General features: G+C 62.6%; 9 protein-coding genes. All 9 read left to right on the forward strand.

Going from position 1 to position 16578, the window contains the following annotated elements:
* Positions 1–9 precede the first annotated feature (9 nt).
* The 9 genes from flgJ (at position 10) to pseI (ending at position 16577) form a co-directional block, all read left to right on the forward strand.
* Positions 10–1272, forward strand: coding sequence for a flagellar assembly peptidoglycan hydrolase FlgJ (gene flgJ / locus AC1RL5_RS30380; RefSeq protein WP_072451695.1), 1263 nt, complete (start codon positions 10–12; stop codon positions 1270–1272).
* A 10-nt stretch (positions 1273–1282) separates the two neighbouring features.
* Positions 1283–3334 (forward strand): flagellar hook-associated protein FlgK, encoded by a 2052-nt coding sequence (flgK, locus tag AC1RL5_RS30385; protein ID WP_011059954.1) that lies wholly within the window; start codon positions 1283–1285, stop codon positions 3332–3334.
* Between the two features lie 13 nt (positions 3335–3347).
* Entirely contained in the window at positions 3348–4916 is a 1569-nt protein-coding gene (locus AC1RL5_RS30390; protein WP_011059955.1) for a flagellar hook-associated protein 3, read from the forward strand.
* Positions 4917–5037: 121 nt separating this feature from the next.
* Positions 5038–8607, forward strand: coding sequence for a glycosyltransferase (locus tag AC1RL5_RS30395; RefSeq protein ID WP_492590165.1), 3570 nt, complete (start codon positions 5038–5040; stop codon positions 8605–8607).
* A gap of 415 nt (positions 8608–9022) precedes the next feature.
* The gene (locus AC1RL5_RS30400) at positions 9023–11959 is read left to right on the forward strand and encodes a TIGR00180 family glycosyltransferase (protein ID WP_072451693.1); all 2937 of its coding nucleotides are present in this window, start codon (positions 9023–9025) and stop codon (positions 11957–11959) included.
* Positions 11960–12055: 96 nt separating this feature from the next.
* Positions 12056–13225 (forward strand): UDP-4-amino-4,6-dideoxy-N-acetyl-beta-L-altrosamine transaminase, encoded by a 1170-nt coding sequence (gene pseC, locus AC1RL5_RS30405; protein WP_492590163.1) that lies wholly within the window; start codon positions 12056–12058, stop codon positions 13223–13225.
* A gap of 97 nt (positions 13226–13322) precedes the next feature.
* Positions 13323–14030 (forward strand): pseudaminic acid cytidylyltransferase, encoded by a 708-nt coding sequence (gene pseF, locus AC1RL5_RS30410; protein ID WP_093406569.1) that lies wholly within the window; start codon positions 13323–13325, stop codon positions 14028–14030.
* Positions 14027–15532: a UDP-2,4-diacetamido-2,4,6-trideoxy-beta-L-altropyranose hydrolase gene (pseG, locus tag AC1RL5_RS30415; RefSeq protein ID WP_072451690.1), complete on the forward strand. Its 1506-nt coding sequence runs from the start codon at positions 14027–14029 to the stop codon at positions 15530–15532. Before pseF ends, pseG begins: the two co-directional genes overlap by 4 nt.
* On the forward strand, positions 15525–16577 hold the full coding sequence (pseI, locus tag AC1RL5_RS30420) for a pseudaminic acid synthase (protein WP_072451689.1): 1053 nt from the start codon (positions 15525–15527) through the stop codon (positions 16575–16577). The genes pseG and pseI overlap by 8 nt, the downstream gene beginning before the upstream one ends.
* Position 16578 lies beyond the last annotated feature (1 nt).

The following is a 16578-nucleotide window of genomic DNA, read 5'->3' on the forward strand; positions in this document are numbered from 1 at the left end:
GTGAGCGCCATGGATATTCGTAAGAGCGGACTGATTGGCAGCGGCGACTCCGGGTCTTACTCCGACCTCAACCGCCTGCAGCAACTGAAGGTCGGCGACAAGGACGGCGAAGCCAACGTGCGCAAAGTGGCGCAGGAGTTCGAGTCGCTGTTTCTCAATGAAATGCTCAAGTCCATGCGCAAGGCCACTGACGTCATAGGCCAGGACAACCCGCTCAATACCCCGGCCGCCAAGCAGTACCAGGACATGTATGACCAGCAGTTGGCGGTGTCCCTGTCTCGCGAGGGTGGCGGTATCGGCCTGGCCAATGTGCTGATGCGCCAGATGATGAAGAACAAGCCGGCTCATCCGAATGCGGCCACCACGACTTTGCCGGCCGCGGCGCCGGTGGCGACTCCGACGCCGATCGCTGCCGGTACCACGGCCCAGGATGGTCCGTTGAGCCGGGTCAACGGCCAGCGCCCGATGTGGGCTTCGCGGGCCCACGATCCTTTGCGCACGAGCGTGGCGCATAACGACATGGTGCTGCTCAACCAGCGGCGTCTGTCCCTGCCCAGCAAGCTCACCGATCGCCTGTTGACCGGCATCGTGCCGTCGGCCGGTGCCGCCGAGGGCGGCGCACAGAACGCCGCGCCGACCCGCAACAGCCCGGCCGCCGATGCCGTGCTGCGGGGCGAGTGGCGGGTCAATCAGGGCTACGCCGCGTCCCAGGGCAAGATGCGGGTCTATGGCCGGGCCATGGCCCAGCCGCCGCTGGCACCGGCCAAGCGTGCCTTCAGTTCCGCCGACGACTTCGTCGCCACCATGCTACCGATGGCGCAGCAGGCGGCCCAGCGTATCGGGATCGATCCACGCTACCTGGTGGCCCAGGCCGCCCTGGAAACCGGCTGGGGCAAATCGGTGATGCGCCAGCAGGATGGCAGCAGCAGCCACAACCTGTTCGGCATCAAGGCCGGCAGCAGTTGGCAGGGTGCACAGGCCCGGGCGATCACCAGCGAGTTTCGCAACGGGCAGATGGTCAAGGAGACGGCGGCGTTCCGTTCCTACGATTCCTATCAGGACAGCTTCCACGATCTGGTGACCTTGTTGCAGAGCAACAATCGCTATCAAGAAGTGCTGAAGGTGGCCGATAAACCAGAACAGTTTGTTCGCGAGTTGCAAAAAGCCGGGTATGCAACGGACCCGGATTACGCAAGCAAGATTTCGCAGATAGCCAAGCAGATGAAGAATTACCAGAACTACGCTGCGGCTGGCGTTTCCACGAATTTATAAGGTCTGAATCATGAGTTTGCTCAATATCGGGATGTCGGGGCTGGCCGCCAGCCAAACGTCGTTGATGACCACGGGTAACAACATTGCCAACGCCGACACCGCCGGGTACTCGCGTCAGCAGACCGTGCAGGGCACCAAGGCCTCCAGCCAGAATGGCAACGTCTTCATCGGCACCGGCACCACCCTGGCGGACGTGCGCCGGGTCTATAACAGCTTCCTCGATGCCCAGTTGCGCACCGCCACCTCGCTCAACAGCGATGCCGCGGCGTTCCAGGGGCAGATCAGCCCGATCGACCAATTGCTCTCGGACAGCGGCACCGGCATGACCGGCGCCCTGACCAAGTTCTTCGCCTCGGTGCAGAACCTCAACGCCAAGCCTACCGACGAGGCTTCCCGGCAGTTGCTGCTCAGCGACACCCAGGCCCTGAGCAACCGTTTCAACTCGGTATCCAGCCAGCTCAACCAGCAGAACACCAATATCAACGGCAACCTGGCGAACATGGCGGACCAGGTCAACAAGCTGGCCAACACCGTGGCCCAGCTCAACCAGAAGATTTCCGAGCTGTCGACCAACGGCAACGGCATGCCCAACGATCTGCTCGATGCGCGTAATGAAACCGTGCGCCAGCTTTCGACCTTCATCGGCGTGCAGGTCTCGGAGCGTGGCTCCAGCGTCGACCTGTACCTGGGCAGCGGCCAGCCGCTGGTCATGGGTAACTCGGCCAATACCCTGGAAGTGGTGCAGGGCAAGAACGACCCGAGCCGCTCCGCGCTGCAGTTGAACCGGGGCTCGAGCAGCATCGACATCACCAACCTCACCACCGGTGGCGAGATCGGCGGCCTGCTGCGCTACCGCAGCGAAGTGCTGGATCCGGCGATGAACGAGCTGGGCCGCGTAGCCCTCGTGGTCGCCGACCAGATGAACAGCCTGATGGCTCAGGGCATCGACAAGAACGGTGATTTCGGCGGCAACCTGTTCAACGACATCAACAGCGCCCGGATGATCAGCCAGCGCAGCATTGGCAGTGCCACCAACAGCGCAGGCTCGGGCAACTTCGATGTCACCATCAAGGACACTGGCAAGCTGAGTACCAGCGACTACACCGTGACCTTCAGCAGTGCCACCGACTACAGCGTCAAGCGCTCCGATGGCACCGACATGGGCAGCTTCAGCACCACCACCAGCCCGGCACCGGTGATCGATGGCTTCTCGCTGAAACTCAATGGGACGGTCGGTGCCGGTGACAGCTTCAAGATCACCCCGACCCGCAATGCCGCCACCACCATCCAGACCGAAATGACCGACCCCAAGCGCCTGGCCCTCGCGGCTCCGCTGAAGGCCGAGCTGGCTGCCGGGCTCAAGAGCTCCCTGAGCATTTCCGCGCAGCCTTCCTTGAGCGTGCCGATCGACAACTACGACGCCGCAGCCAAGCTTGAGATGCAGACCGCAATCAAGAATTCGGGCCCGGTCAAAGTGGTGTTCAATGCGCCGGCAGGCGGCAGCCAGAGCTACGACTATTTCGATGCCAAGGGCAACAAGATGGGCAGCGGCTCCATCGTTCCCGGGCAGACCAACACCCTCAACCTGCAGATCAACATGCTGGATGCCAGCGGTGCGCCGATCACCGACGGCGGCACGCCACCGGTGACCAAGACGTTCGGCGTGCAGATGACCGTGGCCGGCGCTCCCGCCGCCGGCGACAGCATGAACATCTCGGTGAACGGCGCCGGTTCTTCGGACAACCGCAACGGCCTGGCGCTGGCCGGTTTGCAGAGCAAGCAGACAGTCGATACAGGTTCTGCCAGCAAAGGCATCACCCTGGTGGATGCCTACGGCAAGCTGATCGAGAACGTCGGCGCCAAGGCCAGTCAGGGCAGCCTCGACAGCGCTGCTACCGGCACAATCCTGGCTAACGCCAAGGGCGCCCGGGACTCGCTGTCCGGGGTCAACCTGGATGATGAGACCGGCAACCTGGTCAAGTTCCAGCAGTACTACACAGCGTCGTCGCAGATCATCAAGGCTGCGCAGGAAACCTTCAGCACGCTGATCAACAGCCTTTAAGGAGTCGTAGCCCATGCGCATTTCCACCTCCCAGTTTTACGAGTCCTCGGCTACCAACTACCAGAAGAACTTTTCCAAAGTGGTCCAGAGCAGCGAAGAGGCCAGCAGCCTGGTTCGCGTCAAGACCGCTGCCGACGATCCGGTAGGTGCCGCGCGCCTGCTGCAACTGGGCCAACAGGCTTCGTTGCTGGACCAGTACAAGACCAACACCAACTCGATCAAGGCCTCCCTGGGCCAGACCGAATCGGTGATGACCAGCATCAACAACGTGCTGGCCCGCGCCAAGGAACTGGCCTCCGGTGCCGGCAACGCCGGTTACACCGACGCCGACCGCCAGGCCAATGCTTCGGAACTGGGGCAGATCGAAGAGCAGTTGCTGAGCCTGATGAACTCCCAGGACGAAAACGGCAAGTACATCTTCGGTGGCTCCAAGGATGATGTTCCGCCGTTCAGCCGCAACTCCGATGGCACCTACAGCTACAACGGTGACCAGAGCAGCCTGCAACTGCCGGTCGGCGACACCATGATGATGGCCGCCAACAGCACCGGTTGGGACGTGTTCCAGCAGGCACTGAACACCAGCCGCAGCCAGGTCACCATGACCGCGCCAGCCGTGGATGACGGGCGGATTTCCCTGTCCAACGGTCAGGTGGCCAACAACGGTGCCTACAACAGCCAATTCCGCAGCGGCGAGCCTTACACCGTGTCCTTCGTGTCGGGCACCCAGCTGAAGATCGTCGACGGCAGTGGCAACGATGTGACGGCCGAGGCCAGCAAAGGCGGTGTTTTCGGCACTGCGCCGAACCAGACCGTGAGCTTCCGTGGGGTCGACCTGAGCCTGAACGTCAACCTCAAGTCCGGTGACGACGCCAACGCCGTGCTGCCGGGGCATACCTTCACCCTGGGCTCCAAGCCGGACACCTTCAACGTGGCGCGCTCTCCGGGCAACCCGAGCATGACTCAGGTCTCGAACACCAGCATTACCGATCCGGTGGCCTACAACTCCACCTTCCCCAGTGGTTCGGCGATCCTGAAGTTCACCAGCGCTACCAATTTCGATCTGTACGCTGCGCCACTGACCGCTGATAGCAAGCCGGTGTCCTCGGGCGTGGTCGGGCCGGGCAACGTCGCCACCGCGGCAGGCGTTAGCTTCACCCTGACCGGCGCGCCTTCTCCGGCGGCCAACGATCAGTTCAGTGTGTCGGTCAACACCCACGAGACCCAGAACATACTGGATACCGTGAGCCAGCTGAAAAACGCCTTGAACACGCCAACCGCCGGCAACACCCTGGCAACCCAGAAGCAACTGGCCGACCTCGCCTCGGGGATGGCCAACCTGGCCAGTGGCATCGACCAGCTGTCCATCGGTATCAGTTCGGTGGGTGGTCGTGGTTCGGCCCTGGACACCCAGACCGAAATCAACGAAAGCCTGGCAGCTGCCAACACCAAGACCCGCTCGGCCATCAGCGACTCCGATCCGGCCGAAGTGATGACCCGCCTGACCCTGCAACAGACCATGCTGCAAGCCTCGCAGCTGGCCTTCAGCAAGATTGCCCAACTGGGTCTGTTCAACAAGGTCTGAGTGCGTGGCGTTCGGGCTGGCGCCCGGACGCCGCGATCTTCGAGCAGCCAGCCGTCTTTTTTAAGCGGTCTTGCAGCCCTGGCATCACTGGCCAGGGCTCGCCGCTCGAGAGTTTCCCGCCGTGAGCCAAGCCCCTCTAGTCAGCATCGTCATTCCCGCCTTCAACCCACGCTTCTTCAGCCAGGCTCTGGAAAGTGCCTTGGCGCAGACCTATCAGCCACTGGAGATCGTTGTTTGCGACGACAGTCCCGGCGATGAAATCCAGCAGGTTGTACAAGGGCTGAGCGAACCCGCGCACCCGGTGCGTTACTTGCGCAACCCGCAACCTTTGGGGTTGCAGAAAAACCTGTTGCGCTGCGTGAAAGAGGCCCGGGGCGAGCTGATCAAGGTGCTTTGCGACGATGACCGGCTGTTTGCGCCGAGCATCGCCCTGCAGGCGCAAGTGCTGATCGAGCACCCTGAGGTCAATCTGGTGTTCGCACTACGGCTGTTCAACGACGAAGGCAACTCCATTCTTCCGCCGCGGATTGAAAACTGCCGCTTTGCGCCGCTCGACGTGCTGCTCAAAGGCGATGACATGCTGGCGATCTTCGAGGGCACGCGGAAAAATTTCCTCGGCAACTTCAGTGCGGCACTGATGCGTCGAGCCGACGTGCTGGAGGTACTGCCAGCCCTGATCCACAAGGGCGCCGGTTTTGTCGCCTTGCTGGACCTGGCGCTGTTCATCTGCCTGATGCGCCGCGGCAATCTGGCGGCCCTGTCCACCGTGTTGAGTTGCGAGCGCCTGTATCAGGGGCGTTTCAGCCGCACGCCGCAAGTGCTCAAGGCCGTTGCCACCGAATGGGAATGGCTATTGCGGATGCTCTCCGAGCGCTCTGGCGAGTCGGCGCCCGCGGCGGGCTGGGTGCGTTACGTTGACCTGGCGCGAGCTGCCGAGCAGCCACGGCCATGGCGTGAGCTGGGGGTGCTCCATGTGCTGGGCAATCGCAGCGCCGTGGTCAACGGTCGGGTAGGGGGCGAGAGTCAAAGCTACGAGGAGTTCTACCAGCAATGGCTGGCGGCACGTTGCCTGTCGGCGGCGGAACAGCGGTTGCTGCCGCAGCGCATCGAAAGCTGGCCGCGGCGGGTGCGGATCGTGCCGATCGTCATGGACCTGGCAGGTGATGGCGCCGCTCTCGAGCGGACCCTGGGCAGCCTGGCCGGCCAGTTGTACCCAGCCGAAACGATCGTGGTGTTGTCCACCGCTACCGGTACAGCCGGGGAGGCTGTGCTGCGTCAACCCTTGCGGGCCGACTGGGCCGGGCAACTCAACGAACTGATCCCTCGCCTGGATACCTGTGACTGGTTCTATCTGTTGCAGTCGGGTGACCAACTGCGTGACACGGCACTGTTGGTGCTGGCCGAGCGGATCGCCAACACCCCGGCCATGCTCTGCGCCTACAGTGACGAAGGCGCATTGCTTGATGGTCAGTCAACCGAACCGGTGTTCAAGCCCGACTTCAACCTCGATTTGATGCGTGCCTACCCTTATGTCGGGCGCTCGCTGGCCTTTTCCCGTGAGCGTTTCCTGAGTGAGGGAGGCTTCGATTGCGCACGTGGCGAGCTGGCGCCCCAGGATCTGTTGTGGCGGCTGGTGGAAAATGTGGGCCCGCAAACCATCGAGCATATTGCCGATATCCAGATCGAGTCCGAGTTCTCGTTCGCAAAGTGGCTGTCCCGGCCCCAGGTCATCGAAGCCAGTGAGGGGCTGGTCGCTGCGCACTTGCAGCGCATCGGCGTGCAGTACCGGATCCGCCATGATGATTTGCCCTTGCTCAATCGCATCGACTATCAGCACGGTGCGCGGCCGCTGGTGTCGATCATCATCACCTGCGGGGATTCGCTGCCGGCCTTGCAGCGTTGCGTCGAAGGCCTGATCGAGCAGACCGCCTACAACCATTACGAGATCCTGCTGGTGGCTGCCGGCAGTCGCGACCCGGACATGGCCGACTGGCTGGCGGCCATGGGGCAGTTGGGGGGCAACATGCTGCGGGTCTTGCCTTATGTCGGCCCCGCCAACCAGGCGGCCTTGACCAACAGCATTGCGGCCCAGGCTCGCGGCGACTACCTGCTGTTGCTCAGCCACGACACACGGATCTGCACCAGCGACTGGCTGGACGAGTTGCTCAACCAGGCCCAGCGTCCGGAGGTGGCTGTCGTGGGGGCGCGCATCCTTGCTACCGATGGCTCCATCCTGCATGCCGGGCAGGTACTGGGCATGTCTGGGCCCGTGGGCTCGCCGTTCATCGGCGAGGCACTGGGTGCCCGTGGTTATATGCAGCGTCTGCAGGTGGTGCAGAACTGGAGTGCGGTCAGCCGCGACTGCCTGATGATCCGCAAGGACGTGTTCGACAGTCTGGGCGGGCTGGATGAACAGAGTTTCGGCGCTGACCTGGGGGAAGCCGACCTGTGCCTGCGCGTCGATCGCGATGGCTACCTGGTTGTCTGGACCCCCCACGCCACCCTGATGCTGGCCCCGGCGTTGGCGCCACCGCAGGCGCCTGAGCAGCAGGTGCAGGAGGCTGAACAGGAGCGCTTCTACCGTCAGTGGCTGCCGAAGATCGCTCGCGATCCAGCCTACAATCCGGCCCTGAGCCTGGGGTTCTCCAGCTTCAGCCTGGAACCCAGCCTGCGCAATAACTGGAACCCGTTCTGCTCACGAGCCTTGCCGCTGGTGCTCGGCTTGCCGGTCAACAGCAGCGCGGTCGGGCATTACCGGGTCACCGGGCCACTGCGCGAGCTGGAAGCTGCAGGCAGGGTCATCGCCCGGGTGGCATACGAATCTCCGACCACCGTGGAAATCGAGCGTTTGTCGCCCGATACCATCGTGCTCCAGGGGCGCTACAGCGACGGTGCGGCCAGCGACATTCTGCGAATGAAGAAGTACTCCAGTGCGTTGCGGGTCTTCGAACTCGATGATTACGTGGTCAGCGCGCCAAAGAAAAACAGCCATGCTCGCAACAAGCCGGCGAACATCGAGCAGATGCTGCGCGACGGCATTGCCCTGTGCGATCGGCTGGTGGTCACCACTCAGCCGCTGGCGGATGTCCTGTCGGACATGCACAGCGATATCAGGGTAGTACCCAATATGCTCGCCCCTGAGCCCTGGGCGGGGCTGAGCAGCCGTCGCGGTACTTCCAGCAAGCCGCGGGTTGGCTGGGGTGGGGGCACCAGTCACACCGGGGACCTGGAGGTCATTGCCGATGTCGTGCGTGAACTGGCCTCTGAGGTGGAATGGGTGTTCTTCGGCATGTGCCCCGACGCCTTGCGCCCTTATGTGCACGAGTTCCATCCGGCGATCGGCTTGCAGGCTTACCCCCTCAAGCTCGCCAGCCTGAACCTCGACCTGGCTCTGGCACCTCTGGAGTTCCATATTTTCAATGACTGCAAGAGCAACCTGCGGTTGCTGGAGTACGGAGCCTGCGGCTACCCGGTTATTTGCACCGACACTGAGGCCTATCGTGGCTTCCTGCCGTGCACCAGGGTTCGCAGCAACACGACCGAAGAGTGGCTGCAGGCGATCCGCATGCACCTCAGCGACCCTGTTGCCAGCTACCGCATGGGAGATGAATTGCGCGAGGCGGTGCGGCGCGACTTCATGCTGGGCCCCGACAACCTGCAGCACTGGATGTGGGGCTGGTTGGCAGACTGAAGAAGCCGCTGCAAAAAAAGCCACGCCTGCCAAGCGTGGCTTTTTTGTTTCTTGCGTGGCCTCTCGCAGTGGCGGGGGCTGCGCTCTACGCACCGATGGAACTGGCGCGTTTCCTGCAGCCTTGCTGGCAATTGTCATAAAACGAACGCTGTCGATGATCGGGTGTGTCTGCCGGCGCTCATGGGTGTAGCGCACGCGTGCGGGTAGCTTCCGGCTCGCCTGTTGTGGCCGGTGCCTGGAGTCAGGCGTAGCGTTGGCCAGGTGTTGAGCAGTTCTCAAGCCAATTCTTTGGCGCATCCAGGGGCGCAGTTGCGCTCGCGGGATGGATGAGCCGAGAGGGACATGCCGGGATCGGGTTCGTACAACATTAATGATTTGAGGTTCCAGGCGATCAGCCGGATGAGGGAATGGACAGATGTGGGTTCAAACAAAAGCAAACGAGGATGCAGCCCCGATGAGTGAGCGTTTCACTCTGGTGCTATTGACCCACGAGGCCAAGGCGCTGGCACAGCGAGCGCTGCGCTACTACAGCAGCTTTGCCTGTTCAATCCTGGTTCTGGATTCCTCGGAAAAGGCGGACGAGTCTCTGGCTCGCCAATTCCCGAAGGTTGATTACCGCCACGTGCCACAGTTTTCCCGGCAGGACCAGCAGGGCAAGCTGACTTACGGTGTGGGCCTGGTCGACACGCCCTACCTGGCGATTGCCAGCGACACCGACTTTTTGATCGCCGATGGGATTAGCGCCGCGCTTGCTTTCCTTGATGCCCACCCCGATTACGCGGTCTGCCATGGCTATGGCCTGATGTATTCGGCGCGGGTCCTGGAAACCAGCTATTACCTGCGCGATCGCAAGGGGCCCGAAGACTTCGCCGCCGCGAACGGGCGTGAGCGGATCATGAGTTTCATGGGGCATTACCTGAGCCCCTTCAATGCCGTGACCCGCACCGATGTGCTGCGCCAGTGGTACAGCCAGTTGCCACCTGCGGTGAGCGCCGAGTGGCTGGATATCGGTTACGCCTTCTTCCTGCTGGCCACTGCCAAGGCGCGGATCCTGCCGGTTCCGTTCATTGTTCGTGAGGCCAATAGGGAGGCCCTGGAGCGCACGGCCCGCATTCAGGCGTTGCTGAGCAGCAAGGATGCCGGCTCGTTGGCCCAGCATCAGCAATTTGCCGAGTTTCTTGCGACCCTGCCGCACAACTGCGAAGGCCCGGATGCGCAGCAGATGAAGCAGCTGGCGCTGGACAGCTTTGCCGCCTTGGCCGAGTGCCTTGAAAGTGGCCGTTCGCTCAAGGGTGTGATGATCTTTCGCTCCACCTGGAGCGAGGTCGGCAAGGACCCGGTGCGTGCTTTCGGCTCGGAGCAGTTTGTCGAAATGCCGTTCTACAACCAGCCGATGTTCGATCTGTTGACGCAGATCGAGTTTCTTGTGCATGCGATGCCTGCGGGGCGCCTGCAGCTCAATGAGCTGGAGGGGGTGCTGCTCAAGCAGGAGGAATTGCTGCGGGTGCACTCGAATGATACGGCGCGAACCCTTCGCAGCCGGCTGTGGGAAGCCATGGCGCTGAACCTGTTCAACTTCACCGTGGTCAAGCGCCTTGCCGAGTCGATGCGCGATACCGACGAAGTGGAGGTGTTCCGCGAACTGCAGGAGTGGGCAGCCCGCCTCAAGGCGCTGCCGGCCACCGATAGCAGCGCGTTGTTTGCCAATACCCAATCCGGGCAGTTGTTCAGCTGGCTGGAAGGCCGTGGCCCGAAACCGGGTCAGTTCAAGTCGATCGCCCATCTGTTGGGAAGGCGCGCCGGCGGGCCGCAGTTTCAGATTCTGCTGCTCGACCTCGACGCCGACATGATCAAGTTGCAAGCCACTTTCGATTCCCTGATGGCCAACCACTGCAAGGCATTCAAGCTGGTGGTGCTGACCACCGGCGACCTGCCGGCGATGACCACGGCACAGGACACTGTGCACTTCGTCAAGGTCAGCCAGGGCAACTATATCGAGCGCCTGAATCAGCTGGTGGCGCAGTCCGCAGCGCACTGGGTACTCCTGATGGAGGCGGGTGACCAGCTCACCGCAAGCGGGCTGCTGCGGGCAAGCCTGGAGTTGCTGGGCGCCGAAGGCATCAGGGCCGTGGCGATGGACGAGGTGCAGCGGCAAGCCGATGGCACCTTGCGTCACGTGTTCCGTCCCGGAGTCAATCTGGACCTGCTGCAAAGCGCCCCCAATCTGATGGCGCGCCATTGGCTGCTGCATCGTGAAGTGCTGGTGCAGGCGGGTGGGTTCAACCGCGAGTTTGCTCGGGCCGTCGAGCTGGATCTGGTTCTGCGCCTGATCGAAGACGGCGGTCTGGCCGGCCTGGCTCATCTCGCCGAGCCGCTGCTGATCTGCCAGGCTGCGCCAGCCGGGGAAAATGCCGAGGAGCGCCAGGTACTGAGCCGTCACCTGGCCAATCGTGGGTATCGGGCCCAGGTCAGTTCTGCCCAGCCAGGGACCTACCAGATCGACTATCAACATGCCGAGCGGCCGCTGGTTTCGATCATTCTGCCGAGCCAGGACAACTTCGCCGAGCTGCAACGCTGTCTGGTGAGTGTGCTGCAACGTACCCGCTACCAGCGTTACGAGGTGCTGATTGCCGAGAACCACAGCCAGAACGCCGAACTCGATAGCTGGCTGGCCAGCCTGGAACGCCAGGGGGAGCGGATCCGGGTGTTGCGCAGCGGCCAGCGGGTGAGCACTTCGGCACTGCACAATGCAGCCTGCGCTGAAGCCAAGGGGGAGTACCTGCTGCTGCTTTCGGCCGATGCCGAAGTGGTCAATGCCAACTGGATCGACAGCCTGCTCAACCAGGTACAGCGTCCGGAGATCGGGATTGTCGGCGCCAGGCTGGTGAATGAGCGCGGCATGACCACCCAGGCGGGCCTGATCCTCGGCCTCAATGGCCAGTTGGGCGCAGCCTTCGCCGGAGAGGCCAAGGATGCTCCGGGCTACATGAACAGCCTCTGGGTGGAGAAGAACTACTCGGCGGTATCCGGCGTCTGCCTGATGATCGCCAAGGCGTTGTTCGAGGCCGTAGGTGGTTTGGACGAGGAGCATTTCGACCAGGCCTTCGCCGATGTCGACCTGTGCCTGAAGGTGGCCGATGCCGGTTATCTCACCGTCCTGACTCCGCAAGCGCAGGTCATGCATCCCGGCACCCTGGCGCAAGATCCACAGGCCTTGGCAGCCCTGAAAGACAAATGGGCGGCGCGCTTTGCGCAGGATGCGGCCTACAACCAGAACCTGGCGTTGACTGGCAAGGGCTTTGCCCTGGGGACCGCGAGCCGGGTGGACTGGCAGCAGTTGCTGTCCAATTGATCACTGCCCCAAGGAGATCCACATGCACAACAGCCTATTGATGCTTCACCGGGTGTCTGAGTGCCTGAGCAGGCCGGCCTGCAATGGACTGCCATCATGACTCCCTATCGGATTCCCTATGGGCGTCAAAGCATCAGTCAGGCCGACATTGATGCTGTGGTGCAAGTGCTTGAGTCTCCCTGGCTGACCCAGGGGCCGACCATTGAGCGCTTTGAGCGTGGGTTGGCCGAGTATTGCCAGGCCGAACATGCAGTGGCTGTGTGTAATGCCACGGCGGCATTGCATATTGCCTGCCTGGCTGCCGGCCTGGGGCAGGGGGACCTGCTGTGGACCAGCCCCAATACCTTCGTCGCCTCGGCCAATTGCGCGCGTTACTGTGGCGCCCGGGTAGACTTCGTCGACATCGATCCGCATACCTGGAACATGGATGCGAACCTGCTGGCGCAGAAGCTTGAAGTGGCAGAGCGCAGCGGCACCTTGCCGAAGGTTGTGGTGGTGGTGGCTTTTGCCGGCCAGAGTGCCGATATGCAGGCTATCGCCGAGCTTTCCCGGCGCTACGGTTTTGTCCTGATCGAAGATGCAGCCCATGCGGTGGGGGCTTCCTATGTGGGACGTCCGGTGGGGTGTGGGGCCCATGCGGCGATGACCATCTTCAGTTTTCATCCGGTGAAGATCATTACCAGCGCCGAAGGCGGAATGGTGCTCACCAATAATCCGGAGTACGCCGAGCGGATGCGGCGTTTGCGCAGCCATGGCATTACCAGTGATCCGGGGTTGATGCAGGTTCCGGATAACGGGCTCTGGTACTACCAGCAATTGGAGCTGGGTTTCAATTATCGAATGACCGATCTGCATGCTGCACTGGGCTTGTCGCAGATGGCACGGCTCGATGAGTTTGTGGCCCGACGCCGCGAGCTCGCTACGCGTTACCAGGAGCTGCTGGCGGATCTGCCTTTGACCCTGCCAACTCTGCAGGAGGGCGCCGATTCGGCGTGGCATCTGTATGTGGTGCGGCTGGATCTGAGCCGTATCAGCCTGAGTCAGAAGCAGGTCTTTGATGCGCTGCGCGCAGCGGGCCTTGGGGTAAACCTGCACTACATTCCCGTGCATCTACAGCCTTACTATCAGGAGCAGGGGTTCGCCGAGGGAGACTTCCCCCAAGCCGAGCGCTACTTCCTTGAGGCTCTCAGTCTGCCTCTTTTCCCGGAGCTGACCGACGCGCTGCAAGATGAAGTGGTGGCACATATGCGGCGGATTCTGCTTTGACGGTTTTTGCCATGGCTGGACCTTGCTTCCCTCAGGCTGCATCGTCAGGTCCTGGTTGTTTGAACGAGGCGGGGGCCTATTGCGTGGAGCGCGATGTGTGAGTTGTGTGGCCTTGATCCCTGCCCGAGGTGGCAGCAAGAGAATTGCGAGGAAGAACCTCAAGCCCTTCGATGGCGTGCCGATGCTCGCCCGTTCCATCGATAAGGCGCTGGGTTCGGGGTTGTTCCAGCGCGTGGTGGTCAGCACTGACGATCCCGAGATCGCCGAGCTGGCCATTGCCTGTGGCGCAGAGGTGCCTTTTGTCCGACCGCAGGCTCTGGCGGATGACTTCACCGGCACTGCGGCGGTGATCGTGCATGCCTTGCAAACCTTGCGGGAGCTGGGGCAGCAATTCGAATATGCCTGTTGCATCTATGCCACCGCCCCCCTGTTGCAACTGCGTTTTTTGCGCCAGGGGCTGGCGTTGCTGGAGCAGCATCAGGACAGGTCGTTTGCCTTTTCGGTGTGCAGTTTTGGTTTTCCGGTGCAACGGGCGCTGACGCTCGACGAGCAGGGCGCTCTGGGCGCGCTGTATCCGGAGTTCAGTCAGGCCCGCTCCCAGGATTTGCCCGTGGCTTATCAGGATGCGGCGCAGTTCTACTGGGGTAGAAGCCAGGCCTGGCTGGAGGGGGAGGCGTTGTTCTCTTCTCGCAGCTTGCCGGTGATCCTGCCGCGTCACCTGGTGCAGGATATAGACACCGAAGAGGATTGGCGGCGGGCGCAATACCTGTACGCGGCGCTCAAGGCCGCAGGAGAGCTGGAGTGAGGGTGCTGATCCGGGCTGACGCCTCGCCGGCGATCGGCAGCGGCCACGTGGCCCGCTGCTTGACCCTGGCTCAGGTGCTGCGCCAGCAGGGTGCCGAAGTTGCATTCGCCTGCCGTCGCCTGCCCGGCAATCGCCTGGCGGCCTTGCAAGCTGAAGGCTTTCCGACCTTTGCACTGCCTGAGTTCTATACCGATGAGAATCCTCGGTTGGGTATCGAAGCGCCCTTGCCCTGGCAGGCCGATATCGTGGCACTGCAGGAAGCCCTGGTAGATCAGCCGGCCTTCGACTGGGTGCTGGTGGATCACTACGGCCTTGATCATCAGTGGCAAAGCGCCGCTCGCCAGTGGGCGCCGCGGATCGCCGCGATCGATGATCTGGCCAACCGCCGGCATGCCGCAGATCTGTTGCTGGACCAGAACTTCAGTGGCTCGGCCGAAGCGTATGCCGGGTTGTACGGCACACAGTGCCGGACCTTGTTCGGGCCGCACTTTGCCTTGCTGCGTGAGGAGTTCCGGCGTCCTCCGATCCTGATTCGGCCGCAGGCCCAGCGGCTGCTGGTGAACTTTGGAGGTTTCGATGCTGCCGGCCAGACCCTCAAGGCCATGCTGGCGCTGGCGGACCTGCATGAGCTGCAGGTGGATTTTGTTGCTGGCAGTGGCAACCCGGATTGGCAGGCCATGCAGGTGCTGGCAGCAGACCGGCCGAACTGGCACTTGCACAGTTATGTGAACGACTTCGCCGGGTTGCTGGCCGAAGCAGACCTGTGCCTGGGGGCCGGGGGCGGTACCAGTTGGGAGCGTGCAGTGCTGGGCGTGCCTACGTTGTGCATCACCGTGGCCGGCAATCAGCAGGCCAATGCCCGGCTGTTGGCTGAAGCGGGTGCCCACTTGTACCTGGGGCCTTGTGAGCAGGTGGAAGTCGAACAACTGCGCGATGCCGTGAAGCTCATGCTGGGCAACCCTGGATTGCGCCACAGCCTGGCTGCTCGTGCCCGGAAGCTGGTCGATGGCCTGGGCTCGCAGCGGGTGGCCGCGGCGCTGTTCGCGGCGGCAGTGCGTCTGCGACCGGCGACCCTTGACGATGCCCAGCTGCTATTTGACGGGCGCAATAGTGATCTGGTCAGGCGCTGGTCGCAGCAGCCCGAGGCCATCGACTGGTCGAGCCATGTGCAGTGGCTGGAGGCCTGTCTGAGCGACCCACAGTGTTTGCTGCTGATCGCCGAGTTGCCAGATGGCCCTCTGGGAATGCTGCGTTATGACCGGGAGGGAGGGCAGGCCGAGGTGTCGATCTACCTGTTCGCCGGACGCTTCGGGCTAGGCTGGGGGCAGGTTCTACTGGAGCGGGGGGAGGCCTGCCTGCTGCGCCATTGGCCCGATGTGCAGCGCCTGCGGGCACAGGTCCTGTCGGATAACCAAGTGTCGCTGAGTTTGTTTCGCCGGGCTGGCTATCGCCAAGGCGCCTGCGAATTCACCCGTATGTTGAAGGAACATCTGGATGACTAGTTTCAAGATTGGCTCGCGCTTCGTGGGCGCCGGCCATGGGCCGTTGATCATTGCGGAGATGAGCGGCAACCATAACCAGTCGCTGGATGTGGCCTTGCAGATTGTCGAGGCAGCGGCCAAGGCCGGTGCCCATGCACTGAAGTTGCAGACCTATACCGCCGACACCATGACGCTGGACCTCGCTCAGGGCGAGTTCTTCATCAAGGACCCGGACAGCCTCTGGGCCGGATCATCGCTCTACCAGCTGTACCAACAGGCCCACACACCCTGGGAATGGCATCAGCCGATCTTTGCCCGGGCCAAGGCCCTGGGCATGCTGGCCTTCTCCACGCCATTCGATGAGAGCGCCGTGGATTTCCTGGAAAGCCTCGACGTTCCGGCCTACAAGATCGCCAGTTTTGAAAACACCGACCTGCCGTTGATTCGTCGGGTGGCCGCTACCGGCAAGCCCCTGATCATCTCCACTGGCATGGCCAGCATTGCCGAGCTGGACGAAAGTGTCCGGGCTGCACGACAGGCGGGTTGCCGCGATCTGGTGCTGCTCAAGTGCACCAGCACCTATCCTGCATCACCGACCAACAGCAATCTGCTGACCATTCCTCATCTGCGGGAGCTGTTCGGCTGTGAGGTGGGCTTGTCCGATCACAGCATGGGTGTCGGTGTGTCCGTGGCGGCGGTGGCGTTAGGTGCCACAGTGATCGAGAAACATTTCACCCTGGATCGAGCTGCCGGTGGGGTCGACGCCAGCTTCTCCCTGGAGCCTGCAGAGATGGCCAGCCTGGTGCTGGAAACCGAGCGGGCCTGGCAGGCCATGGGGCAGGTCAGCTATGGCGCCACCCAGGCCGAGAGCAAATCGCTGGTTTACCGCCGGTCGCTGTATGTCACCCAAGACATGCAGGCCGGAGAGCTGTTCAGCGCCGAAAACGTGCGGGCCATCCGTCCCGGGCTGGGGCTCGCTCCCAAGCACTATGACGCCCTGCTTGGCCGTCGCGCGCGCCAGGCCCTCAAGCGCGGCACCGCGCTGGACTGGGCATTCGTCGAGTAGC

This window comes from Pseudomonas sp. GW822-FHT06D10, assembly GCF_058799535.1.

Bases quoted from the DNA above. Each gene is read 5' to 3' on its own strand.
- flgJ (WP_072451695.1), top strand. From the start codon at position 10: ATGGATATTCGTAAGAGCGGACTGATTGGCAGCGGCGACTCCGGGTCT.
- AC1RL5_RS30390 (WP_011059955.1), top strand. From the start codon at position 3,348: ATGCGCATTTCCACCTCCCAGTTTTACGAGTCCTCGGCTACCAACTAC.
- flgK (WP_011059954.1), top strand. From the start codon at position 1,283: ATGAGTTTGCTCAATATCGGGATGTCGGGGCTGGCCGCCAGCCAAACG.
- pseI (WP_072451689.1), top strand. From the start codon at position 15,525: ATGACTAGTTTCAAGATTGGCTCGCGCTTCGTGGGCGCCGGCCATGGG.
- pseC (WP_492590163.1), top strand. From the start codon at position 12,056: ATGACTCCCTATCGGATTCCCTATGGGCGTCAAAGCATCAGTCAGGCC.
- AC1RL5_RS30400 (WP_072451693.1), top strand. From the start codon at position 9,023: ATGTGGGTTCAAACAAAAGCAAACGAGGATGCAGCCCCGATGAGTGAG.